This is a genomic window from Polaromonas sp. SP1 (genome assembly GCF_003711205.1).
In the GTDB taxonomy this organism is placed as follows: Bacteria; Pseudomonadota; Gammaproteobacteria; order Burkholderiales; family Burkholderiaceae_C; genus Polaromonas.
The window spans coordinates 3,248,279-3,268,592 of record NZ_CP031013.1; the positions used below are offsets into that span (position 1 = coordinate 3,248,279).

The window sequence follows — 20,314 nt, forward strand, 5'->3', positions numbered from 1 at the left end:
GTATGTTTGCTATAAAAACAGTAGCTGAAAGTGCAGGCTGTACCTGGGCTAGAGCACGAAAACGCTATAAATTCAAATGAAAAACGGGCCAAACCCGGAGGCTTGGCCCGTTGATGTGACTGCCGATTTACCTGGCGGGTGGAATCAGCACCGCGTCCACGATATGCACGACGCCGTTGGTGGCGGAAATGTCGGCCTTTTGGACCAGGGCTTCCTCGACGGTGACGAATTCACCGGCTTTGGAGAGCGCCACATTGGCGCCGTTGACGGTTTTGGTGTTGCCGTTCTTGACGTCGGCGGCCATCACCTTGCCGGGAACCACGTGGTAAGCCAGAACCGCCTTGAGTTTGGCGGGGTCTTTGCCCAGTTCGTCCATGGTTTTGGCGGGCACTTTGGCAAAAGCCTCGTTCGTGGGGGCGAACACGGTGTAGGGGCCCGTGCCCTTGAGCGTGTCGGCCAGCCCGGCCTTGGCCACCAGGCCGTTGAGCGTGCTGAGCTGGGATTGGGCGGCGATGGTGTCGGTCACGGACACCGGCGTGGAGGTGGTGGCGCAGCCGGCGAGGGCGGCAACGGCGGCGGCAAGGACCAGAAAGCGACGGTTGGACATGGAAAGTTCTCCTGATTAATCCTGATTGAGACGAGGCCAAGGGTAGGAGAACCGGATGACAAATTCGTGACGCTAATTTGAAGGTTTTGTGACGCTCCCGAGTGGAAAAGAGGGGTAAATGAGTGGGCAATGGCCGCCCCCTGAGGACTGTCATAGTTGTCACAAGCCTGTCACACAAGATTTCTACAGTCAACGCATGTCACCGCATCGTTCCTGCCAATCCCAACCGATTTCCCTTATTTCCAACCCAAGAGGTGTTCTGATGAACCTGACTTTCAAAGCTTCCCTGACGACCGTAGTGGGCCTTGCCCTGGCATCGTTTGCCACGCTGGCCGCCGCCCAGGACGTGACCGGCGCCGGCGCCAGCTTCCCGGCTCCCCTGTATTCCAAATGGGCGGCTGATTACAACAAGGCCACCAGCGTCAAGATCAACTACCAGTCGGTCGGTTCCGGCGCTGGTTTGCGCCAGATTGAAGCCAAAACCGTCGATTTCGGCGCTTCTGATGCGCCTCTGAAAGACGAAGAACTGGCCAAGAAAGGCCTGATGCAGTTCCCTACCGTGATCGGCGGCGTGATTCCCGTGGTCAACATCAAGGGCATCACCCCAGGCCAGCTCAAGCTGAGCGGCCAGGTGCTGGGCGACATCTACCTGGGCAAGATCACCAACTGGACCGACCCGGCCATCAAGGCCCTGAACCCTGGGCTGGCATTGCCTGATGCAGCCATCGCACCGGTTCGCCGTGCTGACGGCTCCGGCACCAGCTTCATCTTCACGAACTACCTGAGCAAAGTGAATGCCGAGTGGAAGTCCAAAGTGGGTGAGGGCACCGCAGTGAACTGGCCCGTGGGCGCCGGCGGCAAGGGCAATGAAGGCGTGGCGGCATTCGTCGGCCGTCTGCCCAACTCGATTGGCTATGTGGAATACGCCTACGTCAAGCAAAACAAGATGACCTTTGCCCAGCTGAAAAATGCAGCCGGCAATTTCGTGTCCCCTGAAGACGGCGCTTTCAAAGCCGCCGCCGCGGGTGCCGATTGGTCCAAGAGCTTCTACCAGATCCTGACGGAACAGCCCGGCAAGGATTCGTGGCCCATCACCGGCGCTACCTTCATCCTGATGCAAAAAGTACAGGACAAGCCTGCCCAGGCCGCTGCCTCGCTCAAGTTCTTTGAGTGGGCCTACAAAAACGGCGACAAGACCGCCGACGACCTGGACTATGTGCCCATGCCCGCCGCCGTGAAAACCATCATCGAAAAAGCCTGGGGCGACATCAAGGACGCATCGGGCAAAACGGTTGCCTACAAGTAAGCAAGTCAGCATACCCAGCTGATTTCCGCAGTTGTTACAAACCATAGGGGTTTCTCACGTGTCCTCTACACTTCCGGCTAGCCGGGCTGCTTTTGACCCCCCGGCCAAAGCGACCGGACGCGATATGACCAATCCTCCCCCTGGCAGCGCTGTGCGCAGAAGCCCCCTGGCAGACCGCCTTTTCGGCTGGGCTGCACAGGGCGCGGCCTGGCTCACACTGGGCCTGCTGTTTGGAATCCTTGTTTCGCTGGTGATCGGTGCCTGGCCCGCCATCAGCAAATACGGCCTCGGCTTCCTGACCAGCAGCGTCTGGGACCCTGTCAAGGGCGAGTACGGCGGCCTGGTCATGATTTACGGCACCATCGCCACCTCGCTGATCGCACTGGTCATCGCGGTGCCGGTGAGCTTCGGCATTGCGCTGTTCCTGACCGAGCTGTCGCCCGCATGGCTCAAAAGGCCGCTGGGCACCGCCATCGAGTTGCTCGCTGCCGTGCCGTCCATCGTTTACGGCATGTGGGGCCTGCTGGTGTTCGGCCCCATCCTGGCCACCTATGTGCAGCAGCCGCTGCAAAGCCTGTTGACCGGCGTGCCTTACCTCGGCGCCCTGGTTTCCGGGCCTCCGGTCGGCATCGGTATTCTTTCGGCCGGCATCATCCTGGCCATCATGATCATCCCCTTCATCGCTTCGGTGATGCGGGACGTGTTTGAAGTGACGCCGGTGCTGCTCAAGGAGTCGGCCTACGGGCTGGGTTCCACCACCTGGGAGGTCGTCTCCAAAGTCGTACTGCCTTACACCAAGGCCGGCGTGGTGGGCGGCATCATGCTGGGACTGGGCCGCGCGCTCGGCGAGACCATGGCGGTCACCTTCGTCATCGGTAACTTCAACCAGCTCGATTCGCTCAGCCTCTTCCAGGCGGCCAACAGCATCACGTCGGCACTGGCCAACGAGTTTGCCGAAGCGGGCGAAGGCCTGCATCAGGCGGCGCTGATCTATCTGGGCCTCGTGCTGTTCTTCATTACGTTTGTCGTGCTGTCGCTGTCCAAGCTGCTGCTGGCCCAACTGCGAAAGAGTGAAGGGGTGAAAACATGAGTACCGCGATGCAAGACGCACGCCTGGCCAAGTTCGCCCGCCGCAAGCGGGTCAACGGGATCGCGCTGGTGCTGTCCCTGGCGGCCATGTCGTTCGGCCTGTTCTGGCTGGCATGGATCCTGTGGGAAACCATTCGCCTGGGCGTGGGCGGCCTTTCATGGGCAACCCTGACCCAGATGACGCCGGCGCCCAATGAAGAGGGCGGTATTGCCAATGCGCTTTACGGCTCCTTCCTGATGGTGCTGCTGGCCACGTTTGTGGGCACGCCCATCGGCATCATGGCGGGCATCTACCTGGCGGAGTACAACACCAAGGGCATGCTGGCTTCGGTGACGCGCTTTGTGAACGACATCCTGCTGTCGGCGCCGTCCATCGTGATCGGTCTCTTCGTTTATACGGTCGTCGTGTCGCAGTTCAAGTCCTACTCGGGCTGGGCCGGTGTCCTGGCGCTCGCGCTGATCGTGATTCCGGTGGTCATCCGCACCACCGAAAACATGCTGCAGCTGGTTCCGCCGGGCCTGCGCGAAGCCGCGTATGCCCTGGGCGCACCGAAGTGGAAGGTGATCACCAGCATCACGCTGCGTGCCGCACGTGCCGGCGTGACAACCGGCATCCTGCTGGCGGTTGCGCGCATTGCAGGCGAAACGGCGCCTTTGCTCTTCACCGCGCTGAACAACCAGTTCTGGACGTCCGACTTGAGCCAGCCTATGGCCAGCCTGCCCGTGACGATCTTCAAGTTCGCGCTGAGCCCCTATGAAAACTGGCAACAGCTGGCATGGGCAGGCGTTTTCCTGATCACGATGGCCGTGCTTGGCCTGAACATCCTGGCGCGTGTTCTCACGCGTGCAAAAAACTGACCGGCTGACGCTCCTTGGCTTTAGCCCAACCCAACACAACAAGGTCACAGATGGACACCATCACCGCACAACGCGAGCAATCGAAAATCTCGGTCAAGAACCTCGACTTCTACTACGGCAAGTTCCACGCCCTGAAGGGCATCAACCTGGAAATCCCGGAAAAAAAGGTCACCGCCTTCATCGGCCCGTCGGGCTGCGGCAAATCCACGCTGCTGCGGATCTTCAACCGCATGTACGAGCTTTACCCCGAACAGCGTGCCGAAGGCGAGATCATGTTCGACGGTGAAAACCTGCTGACATCCAAAAAAGACGTGGCGCTGATCCGCTCCAAGGTCGGCATGGTGTTCCAGAAGCCAACACCGTTCCCCATGTCGATTTACGACAACATCGCTTTTGGCGTCAAGCTGTTTGAAAGCCTGAACGCCTCCGACATGGATGAGCGTGTGGAGTGGGCGCTGCGCAAGGCAGCGCTCTGGACCGAAGTCAAGGACAAGCTGAACCAGAGCGGCTCCAGCCTCTCGGGCGGCCAGCAGCAGCGCCTGTGCATTGCCCGCGGCATCGCCATCAAGCCTGAAGTGCTGCTGCTGGACGAGCCTTGCTCGGCGCTGGATCCGATCTCTACCGCCAAGGTGGAAGAGCTGATCGCCGAGTTGAAGAACGATTACACCGTGGTCATCGTGACACACAACATGCAGCAGGCCGCACGCTGCAGCGACTACACCGCCTATATGTACCTGGGCGACCTGGTCGAGTTCGGCGCGACGGAAGACCTGTTCTTCAAGCCGAAACGCAAAGAAACTGAAGACTACATCACCGGCCGTTTCGGCTGATACGGATTAGGGAGCACACATGCCTGATAAACACCTCTCGACCCAGTTTGACAGCGAACTCAACGGCGTTTCTTCGCGCGTGATGGAGCTGGGCGGGCTGGTCGAATCGCAGATTCGCCTGGCCATTTACGCGCTGTCGCAGTTCAATGCAGAGAGCGCCAACCAGGTGATCGAAACCGAATCACGCGTCAATGCGATGGAAATCGACATCGACCGCGAGCTTTCGTCCATCATTGCGCGGCGCCAGCCCACGGCCCGCGACCTGCGCTTGCTGATCGCCATCTCCAAGACCACGGCCAACCTTGAACGCGCCGGCGATGAAGCCGAAAAAATCGCGCGCATGGTCAAGTCCATCATTGAAAGTGGATCGTCCCGCGCGCTGCCTTCTTCCGACCTCCGTGTGGCGGCGGAACTGGCTTCGGGCCTGCTGCGCAAGGCGCTCGATGCCTTTGCGCGCCTGGATACTGCGGTGGCGGTTTCCATCCTCAAGGAAGACGACCAGATCGACCAGGAATTCGACGGTTTTGTGCGCAAGCTCATTACCTACATGATGGAAGACCCCCGCACCATTTCGCCGAGCCTGGATCTGCTGTTCGTGGCCAAAGCCATTGAGCGTGTGGGTGACCACGCCAAAAACATCGCAGAATTCATCATCTACATCGTCAAAGGGGCTGACGTCCGCCACACCCCGATGGAGCAGATTGAGTCTGCAGTAAAGTAAAACTGGAATGAAACATCTGCCACGCGTATTGATTGTTGAGGACGAGCCGGCCATCGCCGAACTGATTGCCGTCAACCTGCGGCATGGCGGCTTTGACCCCGTGGTGGCGGAAGACAGTGTCTCGGCGCAGCGCGAACTCGATGCCGTGTTGCCCGATGCGATATTGCTCGACTGGATGTTGCCGGGGCAAAGCGGTATTGCGCTGGCCCGCCACTGGCGCAAACAGGCGCGCACCAAGAGCATCCCCATCCTCATGCTGACGGCGCGCGGCGACGAACCCGACAAGGTGGCGGGCCTCGACGCCGGCGCGGACGACTACATCACCAAACCGTTTTCGACCCAGGAACTGCTGGCGCGAATTCGCGCCGTATTGCGCCGCCGTGCCCCGGAGTCGGTCAATGACAGCGTGACGGTCGGCGCCCTGGTGCTGGATGCGGCCACCCACCGTATTTCCTACCAGGGCCAGGAGCTCAAGCTGGGCCCCACCGAGTTCAAGCTGCTGCACTACCTGATGAAGCACGCCGAGCGTGTGCACAGCCGCAGCGCCCTGCTCGACAAGGTGTGGGGCGACCACGTCTTCATTGAAGAGCGCACGGTCGACGTGCACGTCAAACGCCTGCGGGAAGCGCTTGGATCCGCGGGTGTAATGGTGGAGACCGTTCGCGGCGCAGGCTATCGCCTGACGGCGATGGCCGCCAACAATCCGGTAGCTGCTGCACAATCCAGCGCATGATCAACCGCTGGATCATTTTTGCCGCCTGCATGCTTGCCGGTGGCGGTTTGGGCTTTTGGGCGCGCACTGCCAATGGCTTGACCTTCGGACTGGGCATAGGCTTGGCAGTGGGTGCCATGGTCTGGCTGCTGATCGACAGCTTCTTCATCAACCGCCTGCTGCGCTGGCTGCGCACCGAGCAAAACAACGACACCCCAGCCATCACGGCGGGCAGCGCCCCCAGCATGCCTGGTGTCTGGGGCGAGGTCGCCGACCGCACCCGCAGGCTGTTGAAGAACCGCGACCAGCAGTTGCGGGAAAGCCAGGCGCGCCTGGACGAATTCCTGGCGGCCATGCAGGCCTCACCCAGCGGTGTGGTGTTGCTCGATGCCCAGGGCCGTATCGAATGGTGTAACCAGATGGCAACGGAGCATTTTGGCTTCGACGCCCAGCGCGACGTGCTGCAGCACATTGCCAACCTGGTTCGCGACCCGGCCTTCAAGGCTTACGTGGCGGCGGGCAATTTCTCCCACGACGTGGTGATTCCCGGCAACTTCAGCACGCCCGCCCGTCCCGTCAAGCTGTCTGTGCACGTGCACTCTTACGGCAAAGACCGCAAGCTGCTGCTGTCGCGCGACATCACCGCGGTCGAACTGGCCGAAGCCATGCGCAGGGATTTTGTGGCCAATGTGTCCCACGAAATCCGCACGCCGCTGACCGTGCTGTCCGGATTTATTGAGACCTTGCAGACCCTGCCGCTCAAGGAGCCGGAGCGCGCCCGCTACCTGTCGTTGATGGCGCAGCAGTCCCAGCGCATGCAGACGCTGGTGAACGATTTGCTGACGCTGTCGCGCCTCGAAGGCAGTCCGTTTCCGGGTGCCCATGACTGGACCACCCTGAGCGCGCTCCTGGCCCAGTGCGAGCAGGAGGCGCGAGCCCTGTCAGGCGTCATCGCGCCGCAGGGGCACCACCTGGAGTTCGACGCCGGCCCGGCCTGCGAAATCGCTGGCGTGCAAACCGAGCTTTACAGCGCCATGTCCAACCTGGTCACGAATGCCGTGCGTTATACCCCCGAAGGCGGCCTGGTCCGCGTCAGCTGGGCGTTGCTCGAAGACGGACGCGGTGAGTTCAAGGTCAAGGACACCGGCCCGGGTATTGCGCCTGAGCACCTGCCGCGGCTGACCGAGCGCTTTTACCGGATTGACCGCAGCCGTTCGCGCGAAACCGGCGGAACCGGGCTGGGCCTGGCCATCGTCAAGCATGTGGCCCAGCGCCATGGCGCGGAATTGCACATCACCAGCGAATTGGGTCAGGGCTCCTGCTTCTCGATCATCTTTCCGATGACGCGCGTGCGCCGGATTCAGGCGGCTCAAGCTGCGCAGGCGACTCAGGCGGCCTGAGCTGCAGGCGCCACCGCCACCCGCAGGCTGCGCCTGACGGCGTACCACAGCAAACCCAGAAAGCAGGCCGCTACCAGCGCAATGGCCACCGTGCTGGCTGCCCAGAAGCTTGTGGTGGACTGCGTGGGCGCGTGGCCGGCAATGCCGGTGTAGGCCAGCCGGTAGCCGCCCAGCAGCCCCAGGCCCCACAGCAACACGCCATAAAGCGCCAGCGGCGTGATCGTGATGCGGTAGCAGCGCAGCAAGAAGGCGGTCAAAGCCTGGGTTGCATCGGCCACATGGTAGAAGGCCACCCACACCAGCAGCGACGAAGCGAGGGCTACGATCTCGGGACTGCCTGAATACCATCCCGCAAGCACGGGGCCAGCCAGGGAAACAAGCGCTGCCAGCGTGATCGCGGCAAATCCTGTGAGTTTGAGCCCCAACAGAACGACGCGTTTGGCGTAGTCCGGGCGGCCCGCACCGATCCAGAACGACACGCGTGCGCTGCAGGCAATCGCCATGGACAGCGGCATCATGTAAAGCACGGCCGCCACGCTGGACGCAATCTGGTGGCTCGCGGATGCCACCGTGCCCAGCCGGGCGATAAACAGCGCCATCAGGGTGAACGACGTCACCTCAACCAGGTAGGCCAGCCCGCCCGGGATGCCGAGCCTGGCGAAGTTGCCGATCTGCGACCAGTCGGGCCGCTCCATGCGGCGCCAGATGTTGTACGGCTGGTAGAGCGACTGCGAACGCAGCATCACAATGGCCAGCACCAGCAGCAGGTAGTTGACGATCAGCGTCGCCCAGGCACAGCCCACCGCGCCCATGGGCTCTACACCCGCACCGCCGGCCACCAGCCAGATGGACAGCGGAATCTTGACCGCCAGGGCGCCGACCTGCAGCCAGGTGACCAGCAGCGGTTTGCCCAGCGCCTGGTTGAAGGTGCTGTAGATGCGAAACAGCAAGGAAGGGGCGAAGGCAAAGGCCAGCACCGCGAGGTAATGCTGCACTTCATCCCGCATCAGTTCGGGCACCTGCGCCCAGCGCAGCAGCGGGCCGGGAAAAAGCATCGCGGCCATGCCGGCCACCACGATAAAACCGCAGAGGTACATGCTTTGCCGCACTGATGCGCCCACGGCCTCATGCCTGCGTGCGCCCAGCATCTCGGACCAGATCGGCAGCAAGGCCTGCACGATGCCTATCAGGCCTACGTAGACGCTGACATACAGGGCGGAGCCAATCGACAAGGCAGCCAGTGCTTCGTCGCTGTAGCGGCCGGCGATCACGGTGTCGGCCACCCCGAAAGCCATGATGGCCAGTTGTCCGATGAGCACCGTGCCTGCGTGCCGGCTGAGGATCTTGAGTTCGCTCAAGGACTGGTTCTGGGTTTGGCGCGGCGGGCGACGCCGGCAGGCTTTGCCGCCGGCCCGGCGTCAGAGCTCACGCGCTTGTAAAGAAGGACGTTCTCCGTCTTGTCCGTGGGCCTGCGCACTGTTGCCTGGAACGCCCAGTCGGGCAGGTTGACGGTGTTGCTGAGCGTGCCTTGGGCTTCGATATCGACAATCAGGTAGGGGCAACTTGCCTGGGGGCCGGCCTGGCGCAATTCAAGTTGGCCGTGGTACTGCAATGCCGCTGCCTGTGCGCTGCCGATGCCATAGATCTCGACGCAGGCATTTTTGTCGACCAGGCTGGCGATCTGGCGTGACATGGGCGCAAAGCTGCGCGCGTAGTCCAGCAGGGGCATCCAGAGCGTCATCAGCAGCAGCCAGCACAGGGTGGCGCCGCCGGCAGGCAGCACCAGCGATTTCCACACGGCCGCACGCTGCGCGCCGGCCCGCCATTTGACGAGCCAGGCCCAGGCCAGCGTTGCCATCAGGGCGACCAGGAAGGCCAGCCATGAAAAGCTGGGCTCAAAGCCGGGCGCCAGTTTGGCGACGTTGGCCGCAGGCTGGCGCGGCACGCCGGTTTGCATGGCGATCCACACCACCCAGATGATGATGCCGCACCCCGTGAAAAACAGCAGCGTGAACCAGTCAATGAGCGAAGCCACGCTGCGCTTGAGCGTAGGCAGCGCAAAGGCCGCCAGCGCGGCAAGGGGCGGCAGGCTCAGCAGCAGGCTGCGGTCGGAGGCTGCCGTGGTCAGCGTGGCGGCGACCGCCATGGCGGCGAACCAGAGCGGCAGTGCGACGTGGCGGCTGGCCAGTTGCCTGCGCCAGCGAAAAAGCGTCCACATCGCCAGCGGCCAGGCCGGCCAGGTGAACCACAGCAACAGGCGCCCCAGGCTGCGCAGGTCTTTCCAGGCAGAAGGCTCATCGGCCCCGGGCAGGTCAATGCGCCAGCGCCATAGATCCAGCCAGTACGCCAGCACCGAGACCCCCAGCGTGATGGCGGTAATCAGCAGCACCCAGTGCCAGGACTGCTGCTTGGCCGCAGGGTCGTCCTGATTCATGCCCCAGCGCATGTGGGTCCATTCCACCAGCGCGCCGCCCACCCCGAACAGCAGGGCCAAGGTAGGGGCGCCGCTCAGGGCCAGGCCCCCGAGCCCGATCAGCAGGCCGAAGGCGGGGCCCAGTATTTTGGTGGCCCTGCGGTACGGGCTGGCCGCCATGGCGTAAAAGGCCAGCGCGGTAAAGCCCAGCTGCGCCAGCGCCGGCGTGGTTTCGTGGGAGAGCTGCGCCAGGCCCAGGCAGGCGATCAGCGCCAGCAGGCCGGCATCGGCAATGGCCCGGGCGTAATCCACCGGGCTGGCCTCGCCGCCGAAGGCAAAGGCCACCGGCTGGGCTTGCGGGCTGCGGGCAAGGTAATAAACGGCATACCAGGTGGCCAGCAGGGCCAGCACAAGCAGCATCACAAACGGAATGCGCACGGCCAGGGCCGGATCCAGGACGGGCAGGATTTTGATGGCAACGGCGCCGAGCCAGTAAGGCACGAGCGCATCGAAACCTGTGACCTGACCGAGAAGCTGCGGCTGAAGCCAGTTGGATGCGGCAGAAGCGAGTTCGCGCATGACCCCGAATGCCGCAATGTCCTCGTTCTTCCAGGGGCCCCGCCCCAAAAAGCCCGGCAGCACATAGGCAATGCAGAACAGCAGGAGCGCCAGCCGGGGCAGGCGGCGCACGGCGGACTGGGCAATGATGGCGGGCGAGGGTTTGTTCAAAACGATGGTTGTTTGAAAAGCGGAAGCGGTGAGGCGTGCAGACGAAGCGATCGGCCCACTTACTGCGGACCGTCAGTGATTTTGCGTCAAACCGGGCCGGGAGACCGGGGGCCCCCGGCGAATTTTGCCGAAAAAAAAGCAGCCTGAAATTCAGGCTGCTTTTTGGCAGGCTGGCGAAAAATTCGCAGCTTACTTCGAAGCGGCGGGTGCGGCCTCTTTGGCAGCGGTTTTGCCGAAACGGTTGCGGAATTTCTCAACGCGGCCGCCCATGTTGTCCACGGATTTTTGCGTGCCGGTGTAGAAGGGGTGCGATTCGCTGGACGTATCGAGCTTGTACAGGGGCAACTCGCGACCGTCGTCCATCGTCACCATTTCTTTGGTGTTCACGCAGGAACGGGTCACAAACTTGAAGTTGTTGGACAGGTCCAGGAAACAAACTTCGCGGTAATTGGGGTGAATGCCTTCTTTCATGATCTTCCTTGTTCGATGCGGGAGCCACACAAGCCAGTCCTGGGCACTTTCCGCTAAGCCACACATTATAGCACCCCTGTCCAAGCTCACTGCGTGTAGCTTGTTCTCCCCTCGAGGGGACGGCGCCTGCGGTCTGGCGAAGCCAGTCCCGCGGCTGCCCGCTGGCGAAGACCCCCGCTGGTCGCGCCCAAAGAATCTTCAAACCAGCATGAGCCCGCGGAACTGGCTTTGCCAGGCCGCAGGGCGGGCGGCCCCCTCGGGGGGCAGGGAGCTACACGAAGTGAGCGACCGTGGGGGCCATATTTGGCGGGGTGGCTTCAGCCACCTCGCCGCATCATGTCGAAAAACTCGTGGTTGTTCTTCGTAGCCTTCATGTTCTTGAGCATCAGCTCCATGGACTCGATTTCATCCATGTTGTACATGAATTGACGCAAAATCCGGGATTTTTGGAGGATTTCGGGTGCAAGTAGCAGCTCTTCCTTGCGGGTGCCGCTGCGGTTGAGGTGAATTGCAGGGAACACGCGCTTTTCATACAAGCGGCGGTCCAGGTGGATTTCGCAGTTGCCGGTGCCCTTGAATTCTTCAAAGATCACTTCGTCCATCCGGCTGCCGGTGTCGACCAGGGCAGTGCCGATGATGGTCAGGCTGCCGCCTTCTTCAATATTGCGGGCCGCGCCGAAAAAGCGCTTGGGGCGCTGCAGCGCATTGGCGTCTACGCCGCCGGTCAGCACTTTGCCCGATGAAGGCAGCACGTTGTTGTAGGCACGGGCCAGGCGGGTAATCGAGTCGAGCAGGATGACCACGTCCTTGCCGAGCTCGACCAGGCGCTTGGCGCGCTCGATCACCATTTCGGCTACATGCACGTGGCGTGCGGCGGGTTCGTCGAAGGTGGAAGAGATGACTTCGCCGCGCACGCTGCGCTGCATTTCGGTCACTTCTTCAGGGCGTTCGTCCACCAGCAACACCATCATCACGACTTCAGGGTAGTTGGCGGTGATGGCGTGGGCGATGTTTTGCATCATCACCGTCTTGCCGGACTTGGGCGGCGCGACCAGCAGGGCGCGCTGGCCCTTGCCGATAGGCGAGACGATGTCGATGATGCGGCTGGTCAGGTTTTCTTCACCCTTGATGTCGCGCTCGAGCTTGAACTGCTCGCGCGGGAACAGCGGGGTCAAGTTCTCGAACATGACCTTGTGCTTGTTGTCTTCAGGAAGGCCGTCGTTGACCTTGTCCAGCTTGTTCAGGGCAAAGTAGCGCTCGCCGTCTTTGGGGGTGCGCACTTCGCCTTCGATCATGTCGCCGGTGTGCAGGTTGAAGCGGCGGATCTGGCTGGGGCTGATGTAGATGTCGTCGGTCGAAGCGGTATAGCTCGAATCCGGTGCGCGCAGGAAACCGAAACCATCGGGGAGCACTTCCAGCACGCCGTCGGCCACGATGGTCTCGCCGGTTTTTGCACGTTTTTTGATGATGGCGAACATCAGCTCCTGCTTGCGCATACGGCCAACGTTTTCGATCTCAAGGGCTTCGGCCTGCTTGAGGACTTCAGACACGTGCAGTGCCTTGAGTTCGTTTAAGTGCATGGAATTACTCCTTGCGGAGTTCATTGATGGAAAACGGGGGAGGTTTGAAAAGAAGCCGCAGAAGATGGCTTACAAACCGGGAACTCGAACCGGAGGGCGGAGGGCCAGCCGGTGAATAAAACACATTATGACAGGAAAATCAGGCGGGAAATCAGGCCGTTTTCGTGTGGCCGGGGCGGCCGTTGAAGGGGCTGGAGCCGGAGAGGAAGCGGCAGGGCGCCGGGCTTCCTTTCCGATACCCAATAAGGTTCATCAGGCCAGTTGCTGGTCGATGAACGCGGTCAATTGGGCTTTGCTCATGGCGCCCACTTTGGTGGCGGCCAGCTGGCCGTCTTTGAACAGCATGAGCGTGGGGATGCCGCGGATGCCGAACTTGGCGGGGATATCGCGGTTTTCGTCGACGTTCATCTTGGCGATTTGCAGTTTGCCGTCGTAGCCGGTTGCCACTTCGTCAAGGATGGGCGCGATCATCTTGCACGGACCGCACCATTCGGCCCAGTAATCCACCAGCACAGGTTTGGAGGATTGCAGCACGTCGGCTTCGAAGGTGGCATCGGTGGTATGTTTAATCAGTTCGCTTGCCATGACGGCTCCTTTTTTGGTCTGTTTAGGATGGGTACCATAAGGTACAGGGCTGAGTTGCAGTCATTGTGGCAGAAAGCAAGTGGCGGGGTCGGGCGGGCGGGGGCTATCACCCTGATAGCGACGTCCTCCATTGACAGGGCGCTCCTGGCGCTTTTTGCCTTATGCCCGCCGCAGGCCGCTGCCTGTTTTCCCGTGTTTTGCAGATTGACCCGCCTTTCCCACTCCTTCATCCATGCCACCTGCCCAGATTGCCGACACCACCCTGGCGCCGCCTGATGCGCTTTGCTGGCAGCAGGCCGTGGCGCAACTGGCCGCAACGCTGCAGGCGCGGGGCGTTCACCCGGCTGAGGCCGTCGTGCTGCTGCCGTATGCCCAGCTGATCCAGCAGGCGCGCCAGGCCTGGGCCGCGCAGGCCGGGGCGACGTTTTTTGTGCCGCGTTTTGAAACTACCATGAACTGGGCCAGCGGGCTGGGCGGCACGCTGGGCCTTTTTGCGCCCTCGGGCGACGACTTGCGCATGGACATGGCGGTCGACATGCTGACCGCCGCGTCTTTGCTGGCGCGCGCCGGGCTGGGCGGCCAGCAGGATGCCCTGGCCGGGCGCCTGGTGGAAGCGGCCTGGAGCCTGGCGGGCGTGGCCGCCGCCGTCATGCCTGCGCGGCGCCAGGCCTGGAGCGAGCGCCTGGCACTGACGCTGGGCGCGGGGCTTGACTCGCCCGCGCTGGCGCTGGAAGCCGCCGTGGGCCGGATTGCGCTGGCCTGGGCCGCCAACTCCGCTTACCCCACAGACCGCCTTTTCCAGGCGCAGCCCTTGCTGTTTGCTGTGCTCGAAGGCTTCCAGGCCGACCCGCTCACCGAGGCGCTCAAGGCACATTTCGGCGAGCGCGCCGTATCCATCCCGCTGTGCATTCCGCTGGTGGACAGCCCGCAGCCGCCGGCGCTACACGCCGCGCAGGATGCCGAAGACGAGGCCGGGCGTGCCGCCGCCTGTGTGCTGGCGCACCTGGCGCAAGGCCGCAGCCCGGTGGCGCTGATTGCGCAAGACCGGCAGCTCACGCGCCGCGTGGGCGCCATGCTGGCCGAGCGCGGCATCGCCATGCGCGATGAAACCGGCTGGAAGCTTTCGACCACACGCGCCGCCGCCAGCCTGATGAGCCTGCTGCGCGCGATGCCCTGGGACGCCTCGACCGACGCCGTGCTGGATTGGCTGAAGAATGCGCCGGCCTTTGACGGCGCCATGCTGACTACCGCCGAAACCGAGCTGCGCCGGGCCGGCGTGCGCGCCTGGCGCGACCTGCCGGACTTTCCGGAAGAGGGGATCGTGCCGCCCGCATTTGCCGCAACCGGGCCGCTGGCGCGCCAGGTCAACGCGCTGCGCACGCCTTTTGCCCGCGCGCGCCCTTTGGCGATGTGGCTGCGCGACCTGCGCACCGCCCTGCAATCGGCCGGCCAATGGGATGCGCTGGCCCAAGACGAAGCCGGCCAGACGGTGCTCGACGTACTGCGCCTGCACGAAGGCGCCGAGGCTGAATTTGAAGCCTCGCCGGTGATGCGGCTGCACGACTTCACCCAGTGGGCCAACCAGGCGCTGGAGGGCGGCAAGTTTTCCCCAGCGCATCCGCCCGCCGAGCAGGTGGTGATATTGCCGCTGCCGCAATTGCTGGGCCGGCCCATGCAGGCGGTGGTGCTGCCAGGCTGCGACGAAATCCGCCTGCCGGTTTCGCCCGAGCCCACCGGCCCCTGGACACCGGGCCAGCGCGAACTGCTGGGCCTGGCTTCGCGCGAAACCCTCGCCGCCGCCCAGCGCCAGGCCTGGCAATACGCGCTGCGCATGCCGCATGTCGATGTGCTGTGGCGTACCAGCGAATCGGGCGAGCACCTGATTCCCAGCGGATTTGTGCAGGAGCTTTTGCTGGCCCAGGATGACGCGGAAGGGGCGCCCCCCGTTGCCGCCGACCCGCGCGTGCTGCGCGCCGTCGACATCCAGCCCACGCCGCACCCCTTTCCAACAGGTGAGGCCTTGCCCGTCACCCGCCTGTCGGCCAGCGCGTATGAAGACTTGCGGCGCTGCCCCTACCGGTTTTTTGCGTTGCGCCAGCTCAAGCTGCAAGAGTCCGAAGAGCTCGAAAGCGAGCTCGGCAAGCGCGACTTCGGCAACTGGCTGCACAACTTGCTGCACCACTTCCATGAAGCATTAAAAACGGCTTCAGCCCAGGACCTGCCTGGGCGTATAGCTATGATTAATATAGCAGCCGACACCGCCACGCAAGAGCTGGCGCTGAGCGAGAGCGAGTTTTTACCCTTTGCCGCTGCCTGGCCGGGCGTGCGCGAGGGCTACCTGAAATGGCTGGCCGAGCACGAAGCCACCGGCGCCACCTTTGAGGCCGGCGAAGCCTGGCGCGAAGTTCCGCTGGGCAGCATCACGCTGCTGGGCAAGCTGGACCGCATAGACCGCCAGGCCGACGGCCACGCGCTGCTGATCGACTACAAGACCGAGCCGCGCAGCACCACGGCGGAGCGCATCAAGAACGGCCAGGAAGACACCCAGCTGGCTTTTTATGCCGCCCTGATGACGGACGACACGCTGGCCGCCGCCTATGTGAACCTGGGTGAAAAAGAGCCGACCAAAACTTACGAGCAACCCGACATCGTTGGTTTGCGCGACGAGCTCATCGACAGCATCCTGACCGACATGGCACGCATCGCGCGCGGTGCGGCGCTGCCGGCGCTGGGCGAAGGCAAGGCCTGCGACTACTGCGCGGCGCGCGGTTTATGCCGCAAAGACTTCTGGAGCCTGGATGAATAAGGCCCCCACGCTTCTCGCTTCGCGTAGTACGCTGCCCCCCGAGGGGGCCGCCCGCCCTGCGGCCCGGCAAAGCCGGTTCCGCGGCTCATGCTGGTATGAGACATCTGTGCCTACCGCGAGGAGTGGACTATGAAAATCGCCCACACCGCCGCCTACGAGTGCAACGGCGAGCCGGTCTCGGCCGAGGCCTTCTACGCCATCGCCTGCGACCCGCGGCGCAGCGTCGCAGTGGAGGCCTGCGCTGGCGCGGGCAAGACCTGGATGCTGGTGTCGCGCATCGTGCGTGCGCTGCTGGATGGGGCCACGGCCGAGGCCGGCAAGCAGGTGCTGCCGCATGAAATCCTGGCCATTACTTTCACCAAAAAAGCCGCCGGTGAAATGCGCGAGCGCCTGGACGACTGGCTGAAAGCTTTCGCCCATGCCGACGATGAGACCTTGCAGCGTGAACTTGAAATGCGCGGCGTCCGGCTCGACGTTTCAACCCAAAAAGGCCTGAAGTCCGCACAGGACGTGCGCCAGCAGCTATCAAATTTATACCGCTCGATTTTGTCCAGCGGCCGCTCGGTGCAGATCCGCACCTTCCACAGCTGGTTTGCCGCCTTGCTGCGCAGCGCGCCGGTGGCGGTGCTGCAGCGGCTGGAGCTGCCCGTCAATTACGAGCTGCTGGAGGATGACGCACCGGCGCGTGCGCTGGTCTGGCGCCGCTTTTATGCGGCGGTGGCGGCAGACGCCTCGCACCGGGCCGACTTCGAAGCCGTGGTGCTGGCGCATGGGCGCTTTCAGACCGACAAGGCCTTGCAGGCCGCGCTCGACAAGCGCACAGAGTTCACGCTGGCTGATGAAAAGGGTGTCATCGATGCGTCGGTGCAAACGTTCGGGGAGCAGTTCCCCGAGTTCGCCGGGCTGAATTTGCCTGAAGACTGCCTGGCTGCGGATGCCGCCGATGCTTCCAACCACCGCCTGCTGCTGGAAGCCGCCAAGGCGCTGGGCCGCGCCAGCGCGCCGACCTTCTCGGCCAAGGGCGTAGAGCTGGAACTGGCCTTGAGCGCCGGCAACATGCCCGCCGTTCTTATCGCGCTGCTGACGGAGAAGGGCACGGCCCGCAAGTTCGGCGACAAGATCGTGGGCATTGAACGAGTCCGGGAAGCGCAAGACCTGGTGCTGCGCGTGGCGCAAGCCCGCCAGCAACATGACGCCTGGCAATACCAGCAGCGCATGGCGCGCCTGACGCGCGTGCTGATCGCGCAGTTCACCGCCTTGAAGCGCGACCGCGGCTGGGTCGACATGAACGATGTCGAGCGCGCCGCGCTGCTGATGCTGGCCGACCCTGTCCTGTCGGGCTGGGTGCAAGAGCGCCTGGACGCGCGCATCCGCCACCTGATGATTGACGAGTTCCAGGACACCAACCCGCTGCAGTGGCAGGCGCTGTACTCGTGGCTCATCGGCTACTCGGGCGCGGGCACGGCGCCCAGCGTGTTCCTGGTGGGCGATCCCAAACAGAGTATTTACCGCTTTCGCCGCGCCGAGCCTCAGGTGTTCCGCGCCGCGCAGGCCTTTGTGGTGCACGGCCTGGGCGGCGATTTGCTCAGCTGCGACCACACGCGGCGCAATGCCGAAGCGGTGATCGACACCGTCAACGCCGCCATGGCCACGGCGCGCGAAGCCGACGGTTATGAAGGCTTTCGTGAACACACCACGGCATCAGGCGTGGCCGGCGCCGCAGGCCGCCTGCCGCCGATTGCACGGAACAGGGATGAGGAAGACGCCTCACCCCTGGCCGCCGGCTGGCGCGACAGCCTGACCACGCCGCGCGAGCTGCCTGAAGAAACCCTGCGCACGCGCGAGGCCCGCCAGGCCGCGGCGTGGATTTCAGAGCAGTTGGCCGGTGGCCTAAGGCCGCAAGACGTGATGGTGCTGTCGCGCAAACGCGCCGGCCTGCTGCCGCTGCAGGACGAATTGCGCGCACTGCACATCCCCGCCCAGGTGGGCGAGAAAACCGAGCTCATCGATTGCTGCGAAGTCCTGGACGTGGTGGCGCTGCTGGACGTTCTGGTGTCGCCGCAGCATGACCTGTCTTTGGCGCGCGCGCTGCGCTCGCCGCTCTTTGGCTTGGGCGACGACAGCCTGGTGCAACTGGCGCTGCTGCATCGCGAGCACGGCATGCCCTGGTACGACTTGCTACAAAAAGAGGAGCTGCTGGCCCACAGCCTGATTGGGCTGGGGCCTGTTTTGGCCAAATGGAAAGGCTGGCTGGACAGCCTGCCGCCGCACGATGCGCTGCAGGGCATTTATGACGACGGCGATGTGCTGGCGCGCTTTGGCGCGGCCGCGCCGGCGGCCGAGCGCAGCGCGGTGGTCGCCAACCTGCGCGCGCTGCTGGGCGTGTCGCTGGCGCTGGACGGCGGGCGTTACGCCACGCCTTACAGCTTTGTGCGCGCCCTCAAGGCCGGCGGCACGCAGGCGCCCGCCACCGTCAGCACCGAGGCCGTGCGCCTCTTGACGATTCACGGCGCCAAGGGCCTGGAGGCCGAGGCCGTGCTGCTGCTGGACACCGACACGGTGGAGCGCAACGCCGACAGCATGGGCGTGCTGGTCGACTGGCCCGGTGAGGCGACCGAGCCGCGCAAGTTTGTTTTCCTCGTCAGTGAAAGCCGTCCGCCTGCCTGCGCGGCCGAGACGCTGGCCAACGAGCAGGCCGCCCGCAAGCGCGAAGAGCTCAATGCGCTGTATGTGGCGCTGACACGTGCGCGCCACACGCTGGTCATCTCGTCGATAGAGCCGCACCGCGTGACGACCGAGAGCTGGTGGCAGCGGCTGCAGGGGCTGGTGGGCGAATTGCCCGCGCCGGTGGCGGACGAGTCCGCGGGCGAGCATCTTGATGCGGCGGACGCCGGCGTGTTCTACCTGCCTGAGCTGCCGGAACTGCCCGAAGCGCTGATGCCCGCCGTGCCCGCCGCGGAGCGCGTGGAGGAAGACTCTCTCACGGCGCGCGTCGGCAGCGCCATGCACCGTTTACTGGAGTGGGGCGGCGCTCTGTCGGTGGAGCAGGTGAAAGCGGTGACGCGCGAATTTCGCCTGAGCCCGGTTGAAGCAAAGCGGGCAGCCGAGTCGGCGCGGCGAATTCTGGTGGGCGAGGGCGCGTGGGCGTGGAGCCCGCAGGCCATTGCCTGGCAGGGCAATGAGGTGGGCTTGGTGTATGAGGGGAAATCGCTGTACCTGGACCGCCTGGTGCAGCGCAAGGACGCCGGCCACGAAGGCCATTGGTGGGTGCTTGACTACAAATCCAGATTTGCACCGCAAGACCTCCCTGAACTGGTCGCCAAGATGCAAAGCTACCGCGCGGCGGTGCAGCTGATTTACCCCGGCGTTCCCGTGAAAGCAGCTTTTCTCACGGGGCAGGGAACTGTGGTGATGGTGGATTGATCTCACCGGGCCTGTCCGGCGCACATTCCGATCACCTTCCGATCCTTCCGATCCTTCCGATTACATGCCGGCTGAAAGGCACCTCATGATCAAGTTCAAGCACCTGGCCACTTCGCTGGCGTCCCTCGTTTTGCTGGCCGCCGTTCCCCTCGCGACGGCGCAGGCGCCCGCCAACCCCACGCTGCGCCTGCGCGCCACGATTGAAAAAGTCGACGCCACCAGCCTGACCGTGAAGGAGCGCAGCGGCGAAGTCATCACGCTGGTGCGGCCCGCGGCCATGGATGTGTCCGAGGTGTATCCGCTGGCGCTGGCCGACATCAAGCCGGGCAGCTACATCGGCACCGCCGCCATGCCGCAGGCGGACGGCAGCCAGCTGGCGCTGGAGGTGGTGGTGTTTCCGGAAGCAGCGCGCGGCGCCGGTGAAGGCCACCGGCCCTGGGACTTGCGGCCCGATAGCACCATGACCAATGCGACGGTGGCCGACCTCGCGGCCGCGCCTTCGTCGGTGCCCGGCGGGCAAAAGTTGACGCTGCGCTACAAGGATGGCGAGAAAACGGTGATCGTGCCGCCCGGTGTGCCGGTGGTGTCGTTCAAACCCGGCAAGGCCGATGAAAACGTGTTGCTGGTGCCGGGCGCCAAGGTGATGATCACCGCGCAGGAGCAGGCCGGCAAGCCGACCGCGCTGCGGGTGATCGTCGGGCGCAACGGGTTTGCGCCGCCTATGTAGCCACTCATTCCCGTTCGCCCTGAGCCTGTCGAAAGGCTCAGCCCGAACGGTTGACGG

At 63.7% G+C, this 20,314-nt stretch carries 16 protein-coding genes; 10 read left to right on the forward strand and 6 right to left on the reverse strand.

All coding sequences use genetic code 11. The features are described from left to right. Positions 1-127: 127 nt before the first annotated feature. On the reverse strand, positions 128-607 hold the full coding sequence (locus DT070_RS15470; protein ID WP_122956207.1) for a fasciclin domain-containing protein: 480 nt from the start codon (positions 605-607) through the stop codon (positions 128-130). Between the two features lie 262 nt (positions 608-869). Here DT070_RS15470 and pstS point away from each other — a divergent pair, with 262 nt between their 5' ends. From pstS to phoR, 7 genes are all read left to right on the forward strand, one after another. Then, a complete protein-coding gene (pstS, locus tag DT070_RS15475) occupies positions 870-1,913 on the forward strand; it encodes a phosphate ABC transporter substrate-binding protein PstS (protein WP_122956208.1) in 1,044 nt (347 codons plus the stop codon). 124 nt (positions 1,914-2,037) lie between these two features. Then, positions 2,038-3,003: a phosphate ABC transporter permease subunit PstC gene (gene pstC / locus DT070_RS15480; RefSeq protein ID WP_122956209.1), complete on the forward strand. Its 966-nt coding sequence runs from the start codon at positions 2,038-2,040 to the stop codon at positions 3,001-3,003. Further along, positions 3,000-3,860, forward strand: a complete 861-nt coding sequence (gene pstA, locus DT070_RS15485; RefSeq protein ID WP_122956210.1) for a phosphate ABC transporter permease PstA — start codon at positions 3,000-3,002, stop codon at positions 3,858-3,860. The genes pstC and pstA overlap by 4 nt, the downstream gene beginning before the upstream one ends. Before the next feature lie 50 nt (positions 3,861-3,910). Next, positions 3,911-4,690: a phosphate ABC transporter ATP-binding protein PstB gene (pstB, locus tag DT070_RS15490; RefSeq protein ID WP_092126178.1), complete on the forward strand. Its 780-nt coding sequence runs from the start codon at positions 3,911-3,913 to the stop codon at positions 4,688-4,690. A 19-nt stretch (positions 4,691-4,709) separates the two neighbouring features. Continuing rightward, positions 4,710-5,411 (forward strand): phosphate signaling complex protein PhoU, encoded by a 702-nt coding sequence (gene phoU, locus DT070_RS15495; protein WP_122956211.1) that lies wholly within the window; start codon positions 4,710-4,712, stop codon positions 5,409-5,411. Positions 5,412-5,418: 7 nt separating this feature from the next. Then, positions 5,419-6,144: a phosphate regulon transcriptional regulator PhoB gene (gene phoB, locus DT070_RS15500; RefSeq protein ID WP_122956212.1), complete on the forward strand. Its 726-nt coding sequence runs from the start codon at positions 5,419-5,421 to the stop codon at positions 6,142-6,144. Further along, the gene (gene phoR / locus DT070_RS15505; RefSeq protein ID WP_228778483.1) at positions 6,141-7,523 is read left to right on the forward strand and encodes a phosphate regulon sensor histidine kinase PhoR; all 1,383 of its coding nucleotides are present in this window, start codon (positions 6,141-6,143) and stop codon (positions 7,521-7,523) included. Before phoB ends, phoR begins: the two co-directional genes overlap by 4 nt. On the opposite strand, the gene DT070_RS15510 is transcribed toward phoR, so the two are convergent. The 5 genes from DT070_RS15510 to trxA all read right to left on the reverse strand — a co-directional run bounded on the left by DT070_RS15510 (position 7,511) and on the right by trxA (position 13,301). Then, positions 7,511-8,881 carry an MATE family efflux transporter gene (locus DT070_RS15510; protein ID WP_122956213.1) on the reverse strand — a complete coding sequence of 457 codons (1,371 nt, stop codon included), beginning with the start codon at positions 8,879-8,881 and terminating at the stop codon, positions 7,511-7,513. The genes phoR and DT070_RS15510 overlap by 13 nt on opposite strands. Beyond that, positions 8,878-10,665, reverse strand: a complete 1,788-nt coding sequence (locus tag DT070_RS15515) for a hypothetical protein (protein WP_122956214.1) — start codon at positions 10,663-10,665, stop codon at positions 8,878-8,880. The genes DT070_RS15510 and DT070_RS15515 overlap by 4 nt, the downstream gene beginning before the upstream one ends. 189 nt (positions 10,666-10,854) lie before the next feature. Continuing rightward, entirely contained in the window at positions 10,855-11,136 is a 282-nt protein-coding gene (locus DT070_RS15520; RefSeq protein WP_122956215.1) for a type B 50S ribosomal protein L31, read from the reverse strand. A 317-nt stretch (positions 11,137-11,453) separates the two neighbouring features. Next, positions 11,454-12,716, reverse strand: a complete 1,263-nt coding sequence (gene rho, locus DT070_RS15525) for a transcription termination factor Rho (RefSeq protein ID WP_007875125.1) — start codon at positions 12,714-12,716, stop codon at positions 11,454-11,456. A gap of 252 nt (positions 12,717-12,968) precedes the next feature. Continuing rightward, positions 12,969-13,301, reverse strand: a complete 333-nt coding sequence (gene trxA / locus DT070_RS15530) for a thioredoxin TrxA (RefSeq protein WP_007875124.1) — start codon at positions 13,299-13,301, stop codon at positions 12,969-12,971. 232 nt (positions 13,302-13,533) lie between these two features. Between trxA and DT070_RS15535 the strand changes: the two genes are divergently transcribed. The 3 genes from DT070_RS15535 (at position 13,534) to DT070_RS15545 (ending at position 20,257) form a co-directional block, all read left to right on the forward strand. Beyond that, a complete protein-coding gene (locus DT070_RS15535) occupies positions 13,534-16,107 on the forward strand; it encodes a PD-(D/E)XK nuclease family protein (protein ID WP_122956216.1) in 2,574 nt (857 codons plus the stop codon). A 129-nt stretch (positions 16,108-16,236) separates the two neighbouring features. Further along, positions 16,237-19,530 (forward strand): exodeoxyribonuclease V subunit beta, encoded by a 3,294-nt coding sequence (locus DT070_RS15540; protein WP_122956217.1) that lies wholly within the window; start codon positions 16,237-16,239, stop codon positions 19,528-19,530. Positions 19,531-19,615: 85 nt separating this feature from the next. Then, the gene (locus DT070_RS15545; RefSeq protein ID WP_122956218.1) at positions 19,616-20,257 is read left to right on the forward strand and encodes a hypothetical protein; all 642 of its coding nucleotides are present in this window, start codon (positions 19,616-19,618) and stop codon (positions 20,255-20,257) included. The last annotated feature ends 57 nt before the right edge of the window (positions 20,258-20,314 follow it).

Bases quoted from the DNA above. Each gene is read 5' to 3' on its own strand.
- phoR (WP_228778483.1), top strand. From the start codon at position 6,141: ATGATCAACCGCTGGATCATTTTTGCCGCCTGCATGCTTGCCGGTGGC.
- DT070_RS15520 (WP_122956215.1), bottom strand. From the start codon at position 11,136: ATGAAAGAAGGCATTCACCCCAATTACCGCGAAGTTTGTTTCCTGGAC.
- DT070_RS15545 (WP_122956218.1), top strand. From the start codon at position 19,616: ATGATCAAGTTCAAGCACCTGGCCACTTCGCTGGCGTCCCTCGTTTTG.
- DT070_RS15470 (WP_122956207.1), bottom strand. From the start codon at position 607: ATGTCCAACCGTCGCTTTCTGGTCCTTGCCGCCGCCGTTGCCGCCCTC.
- pstB (WP_092126178.1), top strand. From the start codon at position 3,911: ATGGACACCATCACCGCACAACGCGAGCAATCGAAAATCTCGGTCAAG.
- pstA (WP_122956210.1), top strand. From the start codon at position 3,000: ATGAGTACCGCGATGCAAGACGCACGCCTGGCCAAGTTCGCCCGCCGC.
- rho (WP_007875125.1), bottom strand. From the start codon at position 12,716: ATGCACTTAAACGAACTCAAGGCACTGCACGTGTCTGAAGTCCTCAAG.
- DT070_RS15535 (WP_122956216.1), top strand. From the start codon at position 13,534: ATGCCACCTGCCCAGATTGCCGACACCACCCTGGCGCCGCCTGATGCG.
- pstC (WP_122956209.1), top strand. From the start codon at position 2,038: ATGACCAATCCTCCCCCTGGCAGCGCTGTGCGCAGAAGCCCCCTGGCA.
- DT070_RS15540 (WP_122956217.1), top strand. From the start codon at position 16,237: ATGAAAATCGCCCACACCGCCGCCTACGAGTGCAACGGCGAGCCGGTC.
- trxA (WP_007875124.1), bottom strand. From the start codon at position 13,301: ATGGCAAGCGAACTGATTAAACATACCACCGATGCCACCTTCGAAGCC.
- phoB (WP_122956212.1), top strand. From the start codon at position 5,419: ATGAAACATCTGCCACGCGTATTGATTGTTGAGGACGAGCCGGCCATC.
- phoU (WP_122956211.1), top strand. From the start codon at position 4,710: ATGCCTGATAAACACCTCTCGACCCAGTTTGACAGCGAACTCAACGGC.
- pstS (WP_122956208.1), top strand. From the start codon at position 870: ATGAACCTGACTTTCAAAGCTTCCCTGACGACCGTAGTGGGCCTTGCC.